Origin of the sequence: Streptomyces sp. NPDC051218 (genome assembly GCF_044455475.1) — a bacterium.
GTDB lineage: Bacteria > Actinomycetota > Actinomycetes > Streptomycetales > Streptomycetaceae > Streptomyces.
Genome location: NZ_JBITEU010000011.1, coordinates 165,702 through 183,835 on the forward strand (window position 1 = coordinate 165,702; position 18,134 = coordinate 183,835).

At 67.8% G+C, this 18,134-nt stretch carries 15 protein-coding genes; 8 read left to right on the forward strand and 7 right to left on the reverse strand.

Annotation, left to right across the window (positions count from 1 at the left end; all coding sequences use genetic code 11):
• Nucleotides 1-15 precede the first annotated feature (15 nt).
• The 7 genes from gyrA to dnaA all read right to left on the reverse strand — a co-directional run bounded on the left by gyrA (nt 16) and on the right by dnaA (nt 11,624).
• Nucleotides 16-2,616: a DNA gyrase subunit A gene (gyrA, locus tag ACIBCK_RS30940; RefSeq protein WP_399395602.1), complete on the reverse strand. Its 2,601-nt coding sequence runs from the start codon at nt 2,614-2,616 to the stop codon at nt 16-18.
• 42 nt (nt 2,617-2,658) lie between these two features.
• Nucleotides 2,659-4,728 carry a DNA topoisomerase (ATP-hydrolyzing) subunit B gene (gene gyrB / locus ACIBCK_RS30945; protein WP_399395604.1) on the reverse strand — a complete coding sequence of 690 codons (2,070 nt, stop codon included), beginning with the start codon at nt 4,726-4,728 and terminating at the stop codon, nt 2,659-2,661.
• A 265-nt stretch (nt 4,729-4,993) separates the two neighbouring features.
• Nucleotides 4,994-5,557: a DUF721 domain-containing protein gene (locus tag ACIBCK_RS30950; RefSeq protein ID WP_399395606.1), complete on the reverse strand. Its 564-nt coding sequence runs from the start codon at nt 5,555-5,557 to the stop codon at nt 4,994-4,996.
• A gap of 22 nt (nt 5,558-5,579) precedes the next feature.
• Nucleotides 5,580-6,701: a DNA replication/repair protein RecF gene (recF, locus tag ACIBCK_RS30955; RefSeq protein ID WP_399395607.1), complete on the reverse strand. Its 1,122-nt coding sequence runs from the start codon at nt 6,699-6,701 to the stop codon at nt 5,580-5,582.
• Nucleotides 6,702-6,783: 82 nt separating this feature from the next.
• A complete protein-coding gene (gene gnd, locus ACIBCK_RS30960; RefSeq protein ID WP_399395608.1) occupies nt 6,784-7,668 on the reverse strand; it encodes a phosphogluconate dehydrogenase (NAD(+)-dependent, decarboxylating) in 885 nt (294 codons plus the stop codon).
• An 89-nt stretch (nt 7,669-7,757) separates the two neighbouring features.
• On the reverse strand, nt 7,758-8,888 hold the full coding sequence (gene dnaN / locus ACIBCK_RS30965; protein ID WP_399395609.1) for a DNA polymerase III subunit beta: 1,131 nt from the start codon (nt 8,886-8,888) through the stop codon (nt 7,758-7,760).
• Nucleotides 8,889-9,704: 816 nt separating this feature from the next.
• On the reverse strand, nt 9,705-11,624 hold the full coding sequence (gene dnaA, locus ACIBCK_RS30970) for a chromosomal replication initiator protein DnaA (protein ID WP_399395611.1): 1,920 nt from the start codon (nt 11,622-11,624) through the stop codon (nt 9,705-9,707).
• A 367-nt stretch (nt 11,625-11,991) separates the two neighbouring features.
• Here dnaA and rpmH point away from each other — a divergent pair, with 367 nt between their 5' ends.
• From rpmH to ACIBCK_RS31010, 8 genes are all read left to right on the forward strand, one after another.
• Entirely contained in the window at nt 11,992-12,129 is a 138-nt protein-coding gene (gene rpmH / locus ACIBCK_RS30975; protein ID WP_006381191.1) for a 50S ribosomal protein L34, read from the forward strand.
• Between the two features lie 21 nt (nt 12,130-12,150).
• Entirely contained in the window at nt 12,151-12,522 is a 372-nt protein-coding gene (gene rnpA, locus ACIBCK_RS30980) for a ribonuclease P protein component (RefSeq protein ID WP_361193810.1), read from the forward strand.
• Nucleotides 12,519-12,878 (forward strand): membrane protein insertion efficiency factor YidD, encoded by a 360-nt coding sequence (yidD, locus tag ACIBCK_RS30985; RefSeq protein ID WP_367043712.1) that lies wholly within the window; start codon nt 12,519-12,521, stop codon nt 12,876-12,878. Before rnpA ends, yidD begins: the two co-directional genes overlap by 4 nt.
• 3 nt (nt 12,879-12,881) lie before the next feature.
• Nucleotides 12,882-14,180, forward strand: coding sequence for a membrane protein insertase YidC (gene yidC, locus ACIBCK_RS30990; protein ID WP_399395613.1), 1,299 nt, complete (start codon nt 12,882-12,884; stop codon nt 14,178-14,180).
• A 14-nt stretch (nt 14,181-14,194) separates the two neighbouring features.
• The gene (locus tag ACIBCK_RS30995) at nt 14,195-14,725 is read left to right on the forward strand and encodes a protein jag (RefSeq protein ID WP_399395615.1); all 531 of its coding nucleotides are present in this window, start codon (nt 14,195-14,197) and stop codon (nt 14,723-14,725) included.
• A gap of 99 nt (nt 14,726-14,824) precedes the next feature.
• Entirely contained in the window at nt 14,825-15,541 is a 717-nt protein-coding gene (gene rsmG / locus ACIBCK_RS31000; RefSeq protein ID WP_367043709.1) for a 16S rRNA (guanine(527)-N(7))-methyltransferase RsmG, read from the forward strand.
• Between the two features lie 262 nt (nt 15,542-15,803).
• Nucleotides 15,804-16,880 carry a ParA family protein gene (locus ACIBCK_RS31005; RefSeq protein ID WP_399395617.1) on the forward strand — a complete coding sequence of 359 codons (1,077 nt, stop codon included), beginning with the start codon at nt 15,804-15,806 and terminating at the stop codon, nt 16,878-16,880.
• Nucleotides 16,877-17,998 (forward strand): ParB/RepB/Spo0J family partition protein, encoded by a 1,122-nt coding sequence (locus ACIBCK_RS31010; protein WP_399395619.1) that lies wholly within the window; start codon nt 16,877-16,879, stop codon nt 17,996-17,998. The genes ACIBCK_RS31005 and ACIBCK_RS31010 overlap by 4 nt, the downstream gene beginning before the upstream one ends.
• Nucleotides 17,999-18,134: the final 136 nt, after the last annotated feature.

An 18,134-nucleotide genomic window follows, 5' to 3' on the forward strand; every position in this document is an offset into this window, starting at 1 on the left:
GACTCTCTCCTCGCGCTACTCGGCCGTGGACTCCGTGCCCTCGTCCGTACCGGCGGCCGGCTCGCCGTCGGCCGATTCGACGACGATGTCACCGTCGACTTCCTCAGCCTCGCGCCCGGCCTCGGCGTTACGAGCGATACCGACCACGGCATCGCGCTTGCCCAGGTTGATCAGTTGGACGCCCATGGTGTCACGGCCCGTCTCCCTGACCTCGTTGACTCGCGTACGAATCACACCGCCGCCCAGGGTGATGGCGAGGATCTCGTCCGTCTCCTCCGTCACCAGCGCGCCCACGAGTTCGCCGCGGTCCTCCACGATCTTGGCGGCCTTGATGCCGAGGCCGCCACGGCCCTGGACGCGGTACTCGTCGACGTTGGTGCGCTTGGCGTACCCACCGTCGGTTGCGGTGAAGACGAAAGTACCCGGCCTGACGACATTCATCGAGAGCAGTTCGTCGCCACCGCGGAAACTCATTCCCTTCACGCCCGAGGTCGCGCGGCCCATGGGACGCAGCGCATCGTCCGTTGCGGTGAACCTGATCGACTGCGCCTTCTTACTGATGAGCAGCAGATCGTCCTCGGAGGAGACCAGCTCGGCGCCGATCAGCTCGTCGTCCTTGCCGTCGTCCGTCTCACGGAGGTTGATGGCGATGACGCCACCGGAGCGAGGCGAGTCGTAGTCCTTGAGCGGCGTCTTCTTTACGAGGCCGCCCTTGGTGGCGAGAACCAGGTAGGGCACCGCTTCGTAGTCGCGGATCGCGAGGATCTCGGCGATCTGCTCGTCCGGCTGGAAGGCGAGCAGGTTCGCCACGTGCTGGCCGCGCGCGTCACGTCCGGCATCGGGAAGCTCGTACGCCTTCGCGCGGTAGACCCGGCCCTTGTTGGTGAAGAACAGCAGCCAGTGGTGGGTCGTCGACACGAAGAAGTGGTCGACGATGTCGTCCTGCTTCAGCTTCGTGCCGCGCACGCCCTTGCCGCCGCGCTTCTGCGAGCGGTAGTCCTCCGTCTTGGTGCGCTTGATGTAGCCACCGCGCGTGATGGTGACGACAATGTCCTCCTCGGCGATCAGGTCCTCCATGGACATGTCGCCGTCGAAGGGCACGAGCGCCGAGCGACGGTCCTCGCCGAACTTGTCGACGATCGCCGCGAGCTCCTCGCTGATGATCTGGCGCTGCCGCTCGGGCGAGGCCAGGATCGCGTTGTACTCGTTGATCTTCGCCTGCAGTTCGTCGTGCTCGGCGACGATCTTCTGGCGCTCCAGGGCGGCCAGTCGGCGCAGCTGCATCTCGAGGATGGCGTTGGCCTGGATCTCGTCGATCGAGAGCAGCCCCATCAGGCCCTCACGCGCGACGTCGACCGTCTGGCTGGCCCGGATGAGCGCGATGACCTCGTCGATCGCGTCCAGGGCCTTGAGCAGGCCGCGCAGGATGTGGGCCCGCTCCTCGGCCTTGCGCAGCCTGTACTTCGTACGCCGGACGATGACCTCGACCTGGTGCGTCACCCAGTGGCGGATGAAGGCGTCCAGGGAGAGGGTGCGCGGCACGCCGTCGACCAGGGCCAGCATGTTGGCGCTGAAGTTCGACTGCAGATCGGTGTGCTTGTAGAGGTTGTTCAGCACGACCTTGGCGACCGCGTCGCGCTTCAGGACGACGACGAGGCGCTGGCCCGTGCGCGACGACGTCTCGTCGCGGACGTCGGCGATGCCGCCGACCCTGCCGTCCTTGACCAGGTCGGCGATCTTCTGCGCGAGGTTGTCGGGGTTGGTCTGGTAGGGGAGCTCGGTGACCACCAGGCACTGGCGGTTCTGGATCTCCTCGACCGCGACGACCGCGCGCATCGTGATGGAGCCACGACCCGTGCGGTACGCCTCCTCGATGCCCTTACGGCCCACTACTAGTGCGCCGGTCGGGAAATCGGGGCCCTTGATGCGCTCGATCAGCGCGTCGAGCAGCTCCTCGTGCGAGGCGTCCGGGTGCTCGAGCGCCCACTGCGCGCCCGCCGCGACCTCGCGGAGGTTGTGCGGCGGGATGTTCGTCGCCATGCCGACCGCGATGCCCGCCGAACCGTTGATCAGCAGGTTCGGGAAGCGCGCCGGCAGGACCGTCGGCTCCTGATTGCGGCCGTCGTAGTTGTCCGTGAAGTCGACGGTCTCCTCGTCGATGTCACGGACCATCTCCATGGCCAGCGGCGCCATCTTGCACTCGGTGTACCGCATGGCGGCCGCCGGGTCGTTGCCCGGAGAGCCGAAGTTTCCGTTGGAGTCCACCAGGGGCATCCGCATCGACCACGGCTGGGCCAGGCGGACCAGGGCGTCGTAGATGGAGGAGTCGCCGTGCGGGTGGTAGGTGCCCATGACGTCACCGACGACGCGGGCGCACTTGTAGAAGCCCTTCTCGGGGCGGTACCCACCGTCGTACATCGCGTACAGGACGCGGCGGTGCACGGGCTTCAGGCCGTCCCGTACGTCGGGCAGCGCGCGCGACACGATGACGGACATCGCGTAGTCGAGGTAGGAGCGCTGCATCTCCGTCTCGAGCCCGACGGGCTCGACACGCATGCCCACGCCGGGGACGGCGGGCTCCTCTTCGGGCATCACAGGGGTGTTCTCGTCGGCCATTGCTGGTCAAAGTCCTTTCGAGGTGCGGCTTGTGCGGCCGACTCAGATGTCGAGGAAGCGGACGTCCTTGGCGTTGCGCTGGATGAACGAGCGCCGCGCCTCGACGTCCTCGCCCATCAGCACCGAGAACAGGTCGTCGGCCTGCGCCGCGTCGTCCAGGGTGACCTGGCCGAGAACGCGGTGATCCTGGTCCATCGTCGTCACGCGCAGCTCCTCGGCGTTCATCTCACCGAGACCCTTGAATCGCTGGACCGAGTCGTCCCTGACGCGCTTGCCGGCCTGACGGCCGATCTCGATCAGGGCGTCGCGCTCGCGGTCCGAGTACGCGTACTGGAAGTCGTCCCGCGTCCACTTGATCTTGTAGAGCGGCGGGCGCGAGAGGTACACGTGGCCGGACTCGACGAGCGGCCGCATGAAGCGGAACAGGAAGGTCAGGAGCAGGGTGTTGATGTGCTGACCGTCGACGTCGGCGTCCGCCATCAGGATGATCTTGTGATAGCGGAGCTTCTCGATGTCGAAGTCCTCGTGCACGCCCGTGCCGAAGGCCGAGATGAGGGCCTGGACTTCCTGGTTGTGCAGGATCTTGTCGATCCGCGCCTTCTCGACGTTCAGGATCTTGCCTCGGATGGGCAGGATCGCCTGGTACATCGGGTCACGGCCGGACTTCGCCGAACCACCGGCGGAGTCACCCTCGACGATGAAGATCTCGCACTTCGTCGGGTCGTTCGACTGGCAGTCGCTGAGCTTTCCGGGCAGCGAGGCCGATTCGAGCAGGCCCTTGCGGCGGGTCAGGTCGCGCGCCTTGCGGGCGGCGACGCGGGCCGTGGCGGCCTGGATGCTCTTGCGGATGATGTCCGCGGCCTCGTTCGGATTGCGGTCGAACCAGTCCGTGAGGTGCTCGTGCACGACCTTCTGCACGAAGGTCTTCGCCTCGGTGTTGCCCAGCTTGGTCTTGGTCTGGCCCTCGAACTGGGGCTCGCCCAGCTTCACCGAGATGATGGCCGTCAGACCCTCGCGGATGTCCTCGCCCGTGAGGTTGTCGTCCTTCTCGCGCAGCAGCTTCTTCTCGCGCGCGTACCGGTTGACCAGGCCCGTCAGCGCGGCCCTGAAGCCCTCCTCGTGCGTACCGCCCTCGTGCGTGTGGATCGTGTTCGCGAAGGAGTAGACACCTTCGGTGTACTGCGAGTTCCACTGCATCGCGATCTCGGCCGAGAGCATGCGCTCCTTGTCCTCGGCCTCGACGTCGATGACGGTCGGGTGAATCACCTCGCCCTTACGGGAGTTGAGGTACTTCACGAAGTCGACGATGCCGCCTTCGTAGAAGTACGTCACCGTGCGGGCCTCGGCGGCCTCGTCGTCGGTGGCCTCGGTCGAGTCCGCACCCGCCGTCGCCTTCGCCGACTCGCGCTCGTCGGTGAGCGTGATGGTCAGTCCCTTGTTGAGGAACGCCATCTCCTGGAAGCGCCGTGCCAGCGTCTCGAAGGAGTACACGGTCGTCTCGAAGACGTCCGGGTCGGCCCAGAAGGTGACCGTGGTGCCGGTCTCCGAGGTGGCCTCGTGCCGCTCCAGGGGGGCGGTCGGGGCGCCCGTCTTGTAGTCCTGCGTCCAGCGGTAGCCGTCGGTCTTGATGTCGACGGCCAGCTTGGTGGACAGGGCGTTCACGACGGAGACACCGACGCCGTGCAGACCACCGGAGACGGCGTAACCGCCGCCGCCGAACTTGCCGCCCGCGTGCAGCACGGTGAGCACGACCTCGACGGCCGGCTTCTTCTCGACGGGGTGGATGCCCACCGGGATGCCACGGCCGTTGTCGATCACGCGCACGCCGCCGTCGGCGAGGATCGTGACGTCGATCGTGTCCGCGTGGCCGGCCAGGGCCTCGTCCACGGAGTTGTCGACGACTTCCTGCACGAGGTGGTGCAGGCCACGCTCACCGGTCGAACCGATGTACATGCCGGGTCGCTTGCGGACCGCGTCCAGACCCTCGAGGACGGTGATCGCGCTGGCGTCGTACGAGGCTGTGACCTCGCCTTTCTCGCCAGCGACGGTGGACGGGATGTTCTCGTTGGGGTTGCCGGAATCGGCCACGAAGCGCCCTTTCTGGCACAGCACAAGCCAAGCACCCGGCGGTGGCCGGAGCGGCTGCGTCGTTCAGCGATAGTCAGCGTTGCTCGGTGCGACCCACAAGTGGGGCGGGATTAGCTTCCAGTCTACCGGTAGCGCCGACAGTGATGGGGGTTTGCCGGTACCTGAGTCCGCATGTGCCGTCCTGAACCGGCATCATCCGACTCCCCATATGCGGCCCGGGGCTCTAAGAGGCTCACAGCGGCACTCAGCGCTTCGAGGTGTCAACCTTGAGCTACCACCCGGTACCGCCTCAGCCGTAGGTGTCCCCGGGGCCCGTGCTGCCCGGCGCGCGCAAGGGTCCGAAGCGGCGCGCGGGACCGCCGGGACCGAGGACTTTGATGAGGCGCACGGTGCCGTGGCCGAGGTCCTCGTTGAGGCGCGCGACCAACTGGGGGGCGAGGAGGCGCAGGTTCGTCGCCCAGGCCGTGGAGTCGCACTGGACGGTCAGGACGCGCTCGCTCTCGTCGTAGCGCTGCGGGACGCAGTGGTTGGCCAGGTCCTCGCCGACGATCTGCGGCCAGCGGCCCATCACCCCGCCGACCGCGGCAGGCGTCTCCCAGCCGCGCTCGGTGATCAGGCGGTTGATGGCGGAGCCGAGCGGCTGGGGGTCACGCCCGTCGGCGCGCGCGCCGGAGCGGAGGCCGCCCCTGCGGGCCTGCTTCTTCTGCTGCGCGGCGTCGCCACGCGCGCGTGCCTGTTCCTTGGCGGCGCGGAGGGCGACCCTGGCGAGGTCGACGCCGGAGGGCTCGGGCGTCTTCGGCGTCTCCTTGGGGGCGTCCCGAGGCGCGTCCTTGGCGGGCTCTTCGGCGCTCATACGCGCTCCCGGCTCAGGCAGGTCATACGCGCTCCACCGCGCCGTCCGCCACCGCGAACCGGGCCCCGGCGAGCACGCCCGGCACGTCGTCGTCCACCGCGGCCGTGACCAGCACCTGTTCGCCCGGCGCCACCAGCTCCGCGAGCCGCTCCCTGCGCCGCACGTCGAGCTCCGCGAACACGTCGTCCAGGACGAGCACCGGTTCGTTCCCCTCGGCGCGCAGGAGGTCGTACGAGGCCAGGCGCAGCGCCAGGGCGTACGACCAGGACTCGCCATGGCTCGCGTACCCCTTGGCGGGGAGCTGGCCCAGTTTTAGGAGCAGGTCGTCGCGGTGCGGGCCGACCAGCGTGACGCCCCGCTCGATCTCCTGCTTGCGTGCCTCTTCGAGGGCGGCGATCAGCTGCTCGAACAGCGTCTCCCGCGTGTGGCCGTCGCCCGGCGCCGACGGCTTGTACTCAAGGGTGACGGGGCCGCCGCCGGGTGCCAGCTGTTCGTACGCCTTGTCGGCGAGCGGCTGCAGCGCGGCGATCAGGTCGAGCCGCTGCGTGAGCAGTTCGGCGCCCACGCGCGCGAGGTGCTGGTCCCAGACGTCGAGTGTGGACAGGTCCATGGTGCGACCGCCGTGCCGCCGCGCGAGGGCCGCGGACTTCAGGAGGGTGTTGCGCTGCTTGAGCACGCGGTCGTAGTCGGAGCGGACGCCCGCCATGCGCGGGGAGCGCGCCGTGATCAGCTCGTCGAGGAAGCGCCGCCGCTCACCCGGGTCGCCCTTGATCAGCGCCAGGTCCTCGGGCGCGAACAGCACCGTGCGCACGATCCCGAGCACGTCACGCGGTCTGACCTGCGAGGACCTGTTGATCCGGGCACGATTCGCCTTGCCCGGATTGAGTTCGAGCTCGACCAGCTGCTGGCGCTCGCCCTGCTGGACCGCGGCTCGGACGACGGCGCGCTCGGCGCCCATACGCACCAGGGGGGCGTCCGACGAGACACGGTGGCTGCCGAGCGTGGCGAGATAGCCGACGGCCTCCACGAGGTTCGTCTTGCCCTGGCCGTTCGGGCCCACGAACGCGGTGACGCCCGGATCGAGAGGCACCTCGACCCGGGCGTACGAGCGGAAGTCGGCCAGCGACAGATGCGTGACGTGCATGGTGTGCGCCGACCTCCCCCGGCCCTACTTCACTTGCTGAGAGGCCTGTGGGAAACGGCTGGAGTTCCCCACAGGCTGTGGATCAGTGCTCGCTCTTGGACTCGACTGCGTGCCCGCCGAACTGGTTGCGCAGCGCCGCGATCATCTTCATCTGCGGGGAGTCGTCCTGGCGCGAGGCGAAGCGGGCGAACAGCGAGGCCGTGATGGCGGGCAGCGGCACGGCGTTGTCGATCGCGGCTTCCACCGTCCACCGGCCCTCGCCGGAGTCCTGCGCGAAGCCGCGCAGCTTCGCCAGGTGCTCGTCGTCGTCCAGGGCGTTGACCGCCAGGTCGAGCAGCCAGGAACGGATGACCGTGCCCTCCTGCCAGGAGCGGAAGACCTCGCGCACGTCGGTGACGGAGTCGACCTTCTCCAGGAGCTCCCAGCCCTCGGCGTAGGCCTGCATCATGGCGTACTCGATGCCGTTGTGGACCATCTTCGAGAAGTGGCCCGCGCCGACCTTGCCCGCGTGCACGGAGCCGAAGTCACCCTCGGGCTTCAGGGCGTCGAAGATCGGCTGGACCTTCGCGATGTCCTCGGCGGCGCCGCCGTACATCAGGGCGTAGCCGTTCTGGAGGCCCCACACGCCGCCGGAGACGCCGCAGTCGACGAAGCCGATGCCCTTGGCCTTCAGCTCCTCGGCGTGCTTCTCGTCGTCCGTCCAGCGGGAGTTCCCGCCGTCCACGACGACGTCACCGGGCTGGAGCAGCTCGGCGAGCTCGTCGACGGTGGACTGGGTCGCGGCTCCGGCCGGAACCATCACCCATACGACACGCGGACCCTTGAGTTTGCCCACAAGCTCTTCGAGGCTGTGGACATCCGCGACGTCCTGGTTGCGGTCGTATCCGATGACGGTGTGGCCTGCGCGGCGGATGCGCTCGCGCATGTTGCCGCCCATCTTGCCGAGGCCGACGAGACCGAGCTCCATCAGTGGTTCCTTAAGTAGCGATGTGGCGTGGAGGCACCTTCGTACCCGCGTCCGAGCCTACGCCCGGACGCTCGCTCACACCTGTGGGCTCAGCCGCTCAGACGTACCGGCATGATCAGGTACTTGTAGGCCTCGTCGGCCTCCGCGTCCAGCGCCGGCCTGCCGCTGAGGAGCGCGGGCTTCGTCGACGTCGTGAACGACAGCTGGGCGACCGGCGAGTCGATCGCGCTCAGGCCGTCGAGCAGGAACGTCGGGTTGAAGGCGATGGAGACGTCGTCGCCCTCGAGCTGGGCGTCGACCCTCTCCACAGCCTGTGCGTCGTCGCTGGAACCGGCCTCCAGGATCAGCACACCCTGTTCGAAGCTGAGCCGCACCGGAGTGTTCCGCTCGGCCACCAGGGCCACGCGCTTCACGGCCTCGACGAACGGGGCGGTCTCGATGACCGCGATCGAGTTGAACTCCGTGGGGAAGAGCGTCTTGTACTTCGGCAGGTCGCCCTCGAGCAGACGGGTGGTCGTACGCCGTCCTGCGCCCTCGAAGCCGATCAGACCCTCACCGGCACCGGAGCCGGACAGCGCCAGGGTGACCGTGTCGCCGCTCGTGAGCGCCTTGGCGGTGTCCAGGAGCGTCTTGGCGGGCACCAGGGCGACCGCGGACGCCTCGGGGTTCTCCGGCTTCCACAGGAACTCGCGGACCGCGAAGCGGTAGCGGTCGGTGGAGGCCAGCGTGACGGTGTCGCCCTCGATCTCGATGCGTACGCCGGTCAGGACGGGCAGCGTGTCGTCGCGGCCCGCGGCGATGGCCACCTGGGCGGCGGCGGAGGCGAAGACCTCACCGGGGACCGTGCCGGTCGCGGTGGGCATCTGCGGCAGCGCGGGGTACTCCTCCACAGGAAGTGTGTGGAGTGTGAATCGCGAGGAGCCGCAGACCACCGTGGCCCGCACACCGTCTGTGGAGATCTCCACCGGACGGTTGGGAAGGGCGCGGCAGATGTCGGCGAGCAGCCGGCCGGAGACGAGGACCGTGCCCTCGTCGTCGATCTCGGCGTCCACGGAGACGCGTGCCGAGACCTCGTAGTCAAAGCTGGAAAGGCTCAGTGCGCCTTCCTCGGCCTTCAGCAGCAGGCCCGCGAGGACAGGTGCCGGTGGCCGGGCCGGGAGACTGCGCGCCGCCCACGCCACTGCCTCCGCGAGTACGTCGCGTTCCACCCGGATCTTCACTTAGCCGCCCTCCTGCTGTTGCTGGCACTGGGGACCAGTCTGACGCACCGCACTGACAGTGGGTGCCCGTCGGGGTCAAGTCGTGACGAGCGGTGTCGGAGGTCCGGAGCGCGAGTTGTGCACAGGCCCCTCTTCGAAGCCAATTCCCCGGTGACTCTAGGGGGCAGTAGTAGTAGGGGCTGTGGAAACCGTGGATAACCGCGTATGTGCAGGTCAGTGCCGGTTTTTTATCCACCGCGCCTGTGGGCGGAGGCGGTGGACAACCGGTGGTTTCTGTGGACGGGCGAAAGTTCTGCACACCCGATGCACAGGGAAGGGGTACTTCTCCCCAGCGCCGTCCCCAGCTTTACCCACCTTCTGCACAGGCCAACCGACCACCTTGGTGTGACGCCTTTCACTCGGCACGGTGACAGGGCGCGTTGCGTTGCCGAACAGTGGACAGCCGTGTGGAGAAGCTGGGGAAAGCTGGGGACAACCGGCCCGAGCCTGTGGGTTGCCGGTGGACAAGTTCATGCACACCCTGTGGACGAGTTTTTCCTCCACAGCCTGTGGAGGGCCGTCGTCCACCAATCCACAACCACTTGACCTGGCTTGATGATCCTTCAGCAGGGTCCCCTGTGGACAGCGTCTGGACAACTTCTGGGTCCCCAGGGTGTGGAGGGGAAAAAGTGCGCACATCTGTGGAGAACAGGCCTCTCAGCTGGGGAAATCGAACAGCGGAGAGGGACGACGGGCCTCCACGCGCGCGTGCACAACGGCGAAGGGCGCCCCGGAAGTTGTCCCGGGGCGCCCTTCAGAGGTGTGTGCCGGCGTCTGTCAGCCGTTCTTGATGCGGTTGGTGAGCTCGGTGACCTGGTTGTAGATCGAGCGCCGCTCGGCCATCAGCGCGCGGATCTTGCGGTCCGCGTGCATGACCGTCGTGTGGTCGCGGCCGCCGAACTGCGCCCCGATCTTGGGCAGGGAGAGGTCCGTCAGCTCCCGGCAGAGATACATCGCGATCTGGCGGGCCGTCACCAGGACGCGGCTGCGCGAGGATCCGCAGAGGTCGTCCACCGTGAGGCCGAAGTAGTCCGCGGTCGCGGCCATGATGGCCGTCGCCGTGATCTCCGGAGCAGCGTCCTCGCCCCCGGGGATCAGGTCCTTGAGGACGATCTCCGTCAGACCCAGGTCCACCGGCTGCCGATTGAGCGAGGCGAAGGCCGTGACCCGGATCAGCGCGCCCTCGAGCTCACGGATGTTGCGTGAGATGCGGGACGCGATGAACTCCAGGACCTCCGGGGGGGCGTTGAGCTGCTCCTGCACCGCCTTCTTACGAAGGATGGCGATACGCGTCTCCAGCTCCGGCGGCTGGACGTCGGTGATCAGTCCCCACTCGAAGCGGTTGCGCAGCCGGTCCTCCAGGGTCACCAGCTGCTTCGGCGGCCGGTCGCTGGAGAGCACGATCTGCTTGTTCGCGTTGTGGAGCGTATTGAAGGTGTGGAAGAACTCCTCCTGCGTCGACTCCTTGCTCGCGAGGAACTGGATGTCGTCGACGAGCAGGATGTCCATCTCGCGGTACCGCTTGCGGAAGGTGTCGCCCTTGCCGTCGCGGATGGAGTTGATGAACTCGTTCGTGAACTCCTCGGAGCTCACGTAGCGCACGCGCGTGCCCGGGTAGAGGCTGCGGGCGTAGTGACCGATGGCGTGCAGCAGGTGCGTTTTGCCGAGCCCGGACTCTCCGTAGATGAAGAGGGGGTTGTACGCCTTGGCGGGCGCCTCGGCCACGGCGACGGCCGCCGCGTGCGCGAAACGGTTCGAGGCGCCGATCACGAAGGTGTCGAAGAGGTACTTCGGGTTGAGGCGCGCGGTGGGCTCGCCGGGCGCCGACGCGGGGGCCGGCTGCGCGGCCAGTGGGCCGGGGGCGCCGCTGCCGTGGACGCCGTGGCCGTTGCCGCCGCCGCCCCTCGGGTCGTGGCCGCCAGGGCCCGGTGACTGGTCGTGACGCTCGCGCCGGTCATGGCGGTCGTGCCGATCGTGGCGGTCCTGCTGGTCCTGCCGGTCCTGGCGCTCTTGCCGGTCCTGGCGGTCCTGGCGGTGCTGGTCGTAAGGGGAGTGGTTCTGCGGCGGCTGCGACCGGTAGTCGTGCTGGGGCTGCTGAGGGCTCGCGTACGGGTCGCGCTCGGGGAAGCCGAGCCGCTGCTGCTGCCAGCCGTAGTCGTCCTGCTGCTGGGGTTGCTGCTGCGGCCAGGCGCCGGGTGCGGGGCGCTGGTAGTCGGGGTACGCGGGGCGGGCGGTCGGCAGCTGGTCGGGCCCACGGCCCGGGGCGTGCTCGTCCGAGGTGCGACGGCCGTAACTGTCGTACGACTCGTGTCCCTGACCGGGGCCCGGGTGCTGCTCGGGCTCCTCATAGCGCTGCTGCTGTTGCTGGCCGGACTGCTGGTACGGCGGCGCCGACGGGCCGGGCCGGTCCATGGGATCGCCGACCGAGTCGTCCACGGTGATGGCGATACGGATGGGGCGGCCGCACTCGCGGCTCAGCGATTCACTGACGATGGGTGCCAGGCGTCCCTCGAGCACGCCCTTGGCGAACTCGTTCGGTACGGCGAGCAGTGCGGTGTCGGCGACCAGCGCCAGCGGCTGGCAGCGCTTGATCCAGCGCTCGTCCTTCGCGTCGACCCCGTGCCCCCGCCCCTCACCCAGCAGCTGCTCCAGAACTCGTGGCCACACTGCGGCAAGATCGGCAGGTACGTCAGCCACAAGGCACGCTCTCTCACGGGGTCCCACGAAGGTGTGGTTCTTGGGACGGAAATCGGGATGGGGAGGGAGAAGGGAATGAATCGGAGTTTGGCCACGGTAGTCAGGGCAACGGCTGCGGTTCAAGTTGTTGTCCACAGGCTGTGCACAGTGTCTCTCCCTGGCGGTCGGTTTGACCGGATGGCGTAGCCCCGCGTACCGTGACCAGGTCGAGTTGTCGATGGCTGCTGCCGCCTGCCTCCGATGGGCAAAGATCACGATCTGTGATTGTGAAGCGGTGCACTCGGTGCGTATTCGCGAGCTTCTCGTGGGCGCACGGTGACAGCCAGGCGATGTCCCGCCACCACACAATCATTTCTGGAGCCCCCGAGTGAGCAAGCGCACCTTCCAGCCGAACAACCGCCGTCGCGCCAAGACCCACGGCTTCCGCCTGCGGATGCGCACCCGTGCCGGCCGCGCGATCCTCGCGAACCGTCGTGGCAAGGGTCGCGCCAGCCTTTCCGCTTAATCGCATTAAGGTCATGACGTCGTGCTGCCTACCGAGCATCGGCTGAGGCGGCGCGAAGACTTCGCGACCGCGGTACGCCGAGGACGACGGGCCGGACGCCCGCTTCTCGTCGTCCATCTACGTAGCGGTGCAACGGACCCGCACGCGCCTGGGGAGAGCGTTTCCCCGACGCGTGCGGGTTTCGTCGTGAGCAAGGCCATTGGCGGAGCCGTCGTACGCAACAAGGTGAAGCGCAGGCTTCGCCATCTGATGCGTGACCGGGTGGCTCAGCTGCCCCCCGGTAGCCTGGTAGTCGTACGAGCGTTGCCCGGTGCGGGTGACGCCGCCCATGCACAGCTGGCCCAAGACCTGGATGCCGCTCTACAGCGGCTGCTGGGAGGGGGCGCTCGATGAAGTACCCACTGCTGGCTCTGATCAAGCTGTACCAGTGGACGATCAGTCCATTGCTGGGTCCGGTGTGCAAGTACTACCCGTCGTGCTCCCGCTACGGCTACCTGGCCATCGACCGGCACGGTGCGATCAAGGGAACGGCGCTCACTGCCTGGCGCATCCTGCGGTGCAATCCGTGGTCGCTCGGTGGCGTCGACCATGTCCCGCCGCGCAAGCGTCCGCGGTGGCACGAGATGCTGCGCGCCATGTGGCGTGAACGCAAGGGCGGGCCCTCCGCCGCTGGCGTGCCCTCCGGGGATGCCTCCCCGGATACCCCTGGCCCGGCCGCCGAGACCCCGTCCCATGCTCAAGGAGCCTGATTAGTGGACACGATTGCCAGTCTGTTCAGCTTCATCACGACACCCGTTTCCTGGGTCATCGTCCAGTTCCACTCGCTGTACGGGGCCATTTTCGGTCCTGACACGGGCTGGGCCTGGGGCTTGTCCATCGTGTCCCTGGTTGTCCTGATCCGTATCTGCCTGATCCCGCTCTTCGTGAAGCAGATCAAGGCGACCCGGGCGATGCAGACGCTGCAGCCCGAGATGAAGAAGATCCAGGAGCGCCACAAGAGCGACAAGCAGCGCCAGTCCGAAGAGATGATGAAGCTGTACAAGGAGTCGGGTACCAACCCGCTCTCCTCGTGCCTTCCCATCCTGGCGCAGTCGCCGTTCTTCTTCGCCCTGTACCACGTGCTCTCCGGCATCGCGTCGAACGACACCATCGGCGTCATCGACAAGCCGCTCCTGGAGAGCGCGCAGAAGGCGCACATCTTCGGCGCCCCGCTGGCCGCGAAGTTCATGGACAGCGAGGAAAAGGTCGCGGCGCTCCACGCCTCGCTGACCGACGTCCGCGTCGTGACCGCGATCATGATCGTCCTGATGTCGTTCTCGCAGTTCTACACGCAGCGCCAGCTGATGACGAAGAACGTGGACACGACGGTCAAGACGCCGTTCATGCAGCAGCAGAAGATGCTGATGTACGTCTTCCCGATCATGTTCGCCGTGTTCGGCATCAACTTCCCCGTCGGCGTCCTCGTCTACTGGCTGACCACCAACGTGTGGACCATGGGCCAGCAGATGTTCGTGATCCGCCGGAATCCGACCCCCGGCTCCAAGGCTCAGGCCGCGTTCCTGGAGCGCCTGCAGAAGCAGCTCACGCACTCCAAGAAGGTGCGGGGACGTGGCAACACGAACGTCATCAAGGCGATCGTCGCCAAGGGCCGCGACCGCAACGAGTTCGAGCGCAAGTTCATCAACGGTCTGAGCAAGGAAGGCCTGGTGGCCCAGGCCGACGGCACCGTCGCGCAGAGCGACTCCGCTGTCGCCACGGAGACCGAGGGTGGCGCCACTGCCGCGGGCGGCGCTGCCCCGAAGAGGCAGCAGCCCAAGCGTCAGAGCAAGTCGCAGCGCCAGACCGCCGCCGCACACGGCAAGGCGGAGAGCGACGCGGAGACGCCTTCGGATGCGAAGACGTCGCTGGAGAAGACTCCGGACGAGCCTGAGGACGCCGCTCCCAAGGGCAAGGCCGCGGGCGGCAAGACCGGGTCAGGGAACGCACGCAGCCAAGCCAAGTCCGGGCAGCGCAAGGGCCAGCAGCGCCCCAAGCACCCGTCCAAGAAGTAGAAGGAGTCCATCCCGTGACGGAAGGCACCACCGCCCCCGCCGAGGTCGTCGAGGCCGAGGTCGAGGCCGGCGACACTCTCACCCGTCTTGAGCAGGAGGGTGAGATCGCGGCGGACTACCTCGAGGGTCTGCTGGACATCGCCGATCTCGACGGCGACATCGACATGGACGTCGAGGCCGACCGCGCTGCTGTCTCGATCATCAGTGACTCCAACAGTCGCGATCTGCAGAAGCTCGTCGGCCGTGACGGTGAGGTCCTGGAGGCGCTTCAGGAGCTCACGCGTCTCGCGGTGCACCGCGAGACCGGTGACCGCAGCCGCCTGATGCTGGACATCGCGGGCTACCGCGCCAAGAAGCGCGAGGAGCTCTCCGAGCTGGGCGCCAAGGCCGCGGCCGAGGTGAAGAGCTCCGGTGAGCCGGTCAACCTCAAGCCGATGACGCCCTTCGAGCGCAAGGTCGTGCATGATGCGGTCAAGGCCGCCGGTCTGCGCAGCGAGTCCGAGGGCGAGGAGCCGCAGCGCTTCGTCGTCGTGCTTCCCGCCTGATCGCACGTTGTTTCCCCGGCCCCGTCTGTTCGCAGGCGGGGCCGGTCTTTGTCAGCCTGATAGTCAGCCACCCCAGTGCGGTACGGAAGGACGGTCCCCGTGACGGAGGCAGCGGAGCTCCCCTCGGCGCCCGAGCAGGCCCGGGCGGTATTCGGTGAGCGCTTCTCGGACGCGGTCCGGTACGCGGAGTTGCTGGCCGATGCGGGAGTGCAGCGGGGCCTGATCGGCCCTCGCGAAGTGCCTCGGCTGTGGGAGCGGCATCTGCTGAACTGCGCGGTCCTCTCCGAGGTCGTGCCCGAGAACGTGATGGTGTGCGATGTCGGCTCGGGAGCGGGACTGCCGGGGATTCCGCTGGCTCTCGTCCGCCCGGACCTGAAGATCACGCTGCTTGAGCCGCTGCTGCGGCGGACCACCTTCCTCACCGAGGTGGTCGAGCTGCTCGGTCTCGACCATGTGACCGTCGTGCGGGGGCGCGCCGAGGAGGTCCTTGGGAAGCTGCCTCCCGTCCACGTGGTGACTGCGCGAGCGGTGGCGCCGCTGGACCGCCTCGCGGCCTGGGGCGTGCCGCTCCTGCGTCCCTACGGGGAGATGCTGTTGCTCAAGGGCGACACGGCAGAGGAAGAGGTCAAGGCCGCGGGGTCCGCGCTGAGCAAGCTCGGCGCGGTGACCACCTCGGTGCTGCATGTCGGTGAGGGCGTGGTGGACCCGCTGTCCACGGTCGTGCGGGTCGAGGTCGGGGAGAGCCCCGGCGGTGTGCGCTTCGCGGCGAAGCGCGCGAAGGCCGCACGTACGGGACGGACTCGGCGTCGTCGTTGATCCGTCCTGACGACGAGCCGTACTCCACAAAAGCTGCCAAACGTACGCATACCGGGGTGTCGCGCAAGCGGCACCCCGGCTGCCGTGCATCGTGTTTCACGTGAAACGTCGCTCACTGCTGCATGGCATCATCAGTCGCGGCCGCGCTGCGGAACCTCGCGAGCGTCGGCCACTCGGTTCCCTCGATAAGGGAACGGAGTTGTCCACAGAGGTGGATTCGTCCACAGAAGACCGGGCCTCGCTGGTTCACGACCCTCAAAGCATGGGAGGCTCTGTTCATTGCGAGCCTGAAGTCGAGGAGAGTGAATCCTTGCGGTCCGACGCCAACATCGCGGGACCGATGACCGATCCGGTCCCCGGTCCCCGTACCGAGTCGGCGGGGGAGGATGTTTCACGTGAAACACCGCCCCCGATGGACGACACCCCAATCGGTCGTGCTGCCCAACTGGCGGTAGAAGCCCTGGGCCGTGCAGGCGAGGGCCTGCCACGACCCGAGCAGACCCGAGTCATGGTGGTCGCCAACCAGAAGGGCGGAGTGGGCAAGACGACGACAACCGTCAACCTTGCCGCTTCGCTCGCTCTGCACGGCGCGCGCGTCCTGGTCGTCGACCTCGACCCGCAGGGCAACGCCTCCACGGCTCTGGGTATCGACCACCACGCCGAAGTCCCGTCCATCTACGACGTGTTGGTCGAGAGCAAGCCGCTCTCCGAAGTCGTACAGCCGGTCCCCGATGTCGAGGGACTCTTCTGCGCCCCGGCCACCATCGATCTCGCCGGTGCGGAGATCGAGCTGGTGTCGCTGGTGGCACGGGAGAGCCGTCTGCAGCGGGCTATCCAGGCGTACGAGCAGCCGCTGGACTACATCCTCATCGACTGCCCGCCGTCGCTCGGCCTGCTGACGGTCAACGCCCTGGTTGCCGGCGCGGAGGTACTGATCCCCATCCAGTGCGAGTACTACGCACTGGAGGGCCTTGGTCAGCTCCTGCGCAACGTCGACCTGGTGCGGGGGCACCTCAACCCTCATCTGCATGTCTCGACCATCCTGCTCACCATGTACGACGGCCGGACCCGGCTCGCCTCACAGGTGGCGGACGAGGTACGCAGCCACTTCGGCGAAGAGGTCCTGCGGACGAGCATTCCGCGCTCGGTCCGCATTTCGGAGGCGCCGAGTTACGGGCAGACCGTACTGACCTACGATCCGGGGTCGAGTGGTGCCCTCTCGTACTTCGAGGCGGCGCGGGAGATCGCACTCCGCGGCGTCGGCATTCGCTACGACGTACAGCACGCCCACGTGGGCGCCCAGAATGATCAGCACAGCACGACGGAGGGGATGCAGTGAGCGAGCGACGGAGAGGGCTGGGTCGTGGCCTCGGCGCCCTGATCCCTGCGGCCCCGACGGAGAAGTCGGCCGCCCAGGCCATGGGGGGAGCTACGGCTTCACCCAGCGCTGGACCGGTACTCACAGCCGAGCGGGGAGTGGCGGCCGCGAAGGTGGCGGCGCTCCCGCAGAGCCCTGTTTCACATGAAACGGAGCCGCTGAATGGAGCGGTGGAGGGCGAGGAGAACCCGGTCGGTGCGCATTTCGCCGAGCTGCCTCTCGACTTCATCACGCCCAACCCGAGGCAGCCGCGTGAGGTCTTCGACGAGGACGCCCTCGCCGAGCTGGTGACCTCCATCAAGGAGGTCGGGCTTCTCCAGCCTGTCGTCGTACGGCAGGTAGGGGCCTCGCGCTACGAGCTCATCATGGGTGAGCGGCGCTGGCGGGCTTGCCGTGAGGCAGGACTCGAGCGCATTCCGTCGATCGTCCGCGCGACGGACGACGAGAAGCTCCTCCTGGACGCGCTCCTGGAGAACCTGCACCGTGCGCAGCTGAACCCACTGGAAGAGGCGGCCGCCTACGACCAGTTGCTCAAGGACTTCAACTGCACGCACGACCAGCTGGCGGACCGGATCGGCCGGTCCCGCCCGCAGGTCTCGAACACGCTGCGGCTGCTGAAGCTGTCGCCGGCGGTTCAGCGCAGGGTCGCTGCCGGTGTGCTCTCCGCGGGCCATGCTCGCGCACTGCTGTCCGTGGAGGACTCGGAGGAGCAGGATCGCCTCGCGCACAGGATCGTGGCCGAGGGGCTCTCGGTGCGGGCCGTCGAGGAGATCGTGACCCTGATGGGTTCGCGGCCGCAGAGTGCTCCGCGGGCCAAGGGGCCGCGGGCGGGCGCTCGGGTGTCGCCGTCACTGACCAGCCTTGCCACTCGTCTCTCCGACCGGTTCGAGACCCGGGTGCGCGTGGACCTGGGGCAGAAGAAGGGCAAGATCGTCGTCGACTTCGCCTCGCTGGAGGACCTGGAGCGCATCCTCGCGACGCTCGCTCCGGGTGAGGGGCCGGTCCTGAAGAACGGCCTCGCCGAGGACTCCTCGACGGACTCCGCAGAGGACGACAGGTCCGAGGGCGAAGTGGCCTGAGCCTCCACAGCCAGTCCGCCGAGAGCGGGCCGTGTCCGGTGTGTACCGGAACACGGCCCGCTCTTTGCTTTCTTACGGTATCGGTGCAATCGCATCGTGGATACGATGCGATTGGGTATGGCACATCCAGCTGACG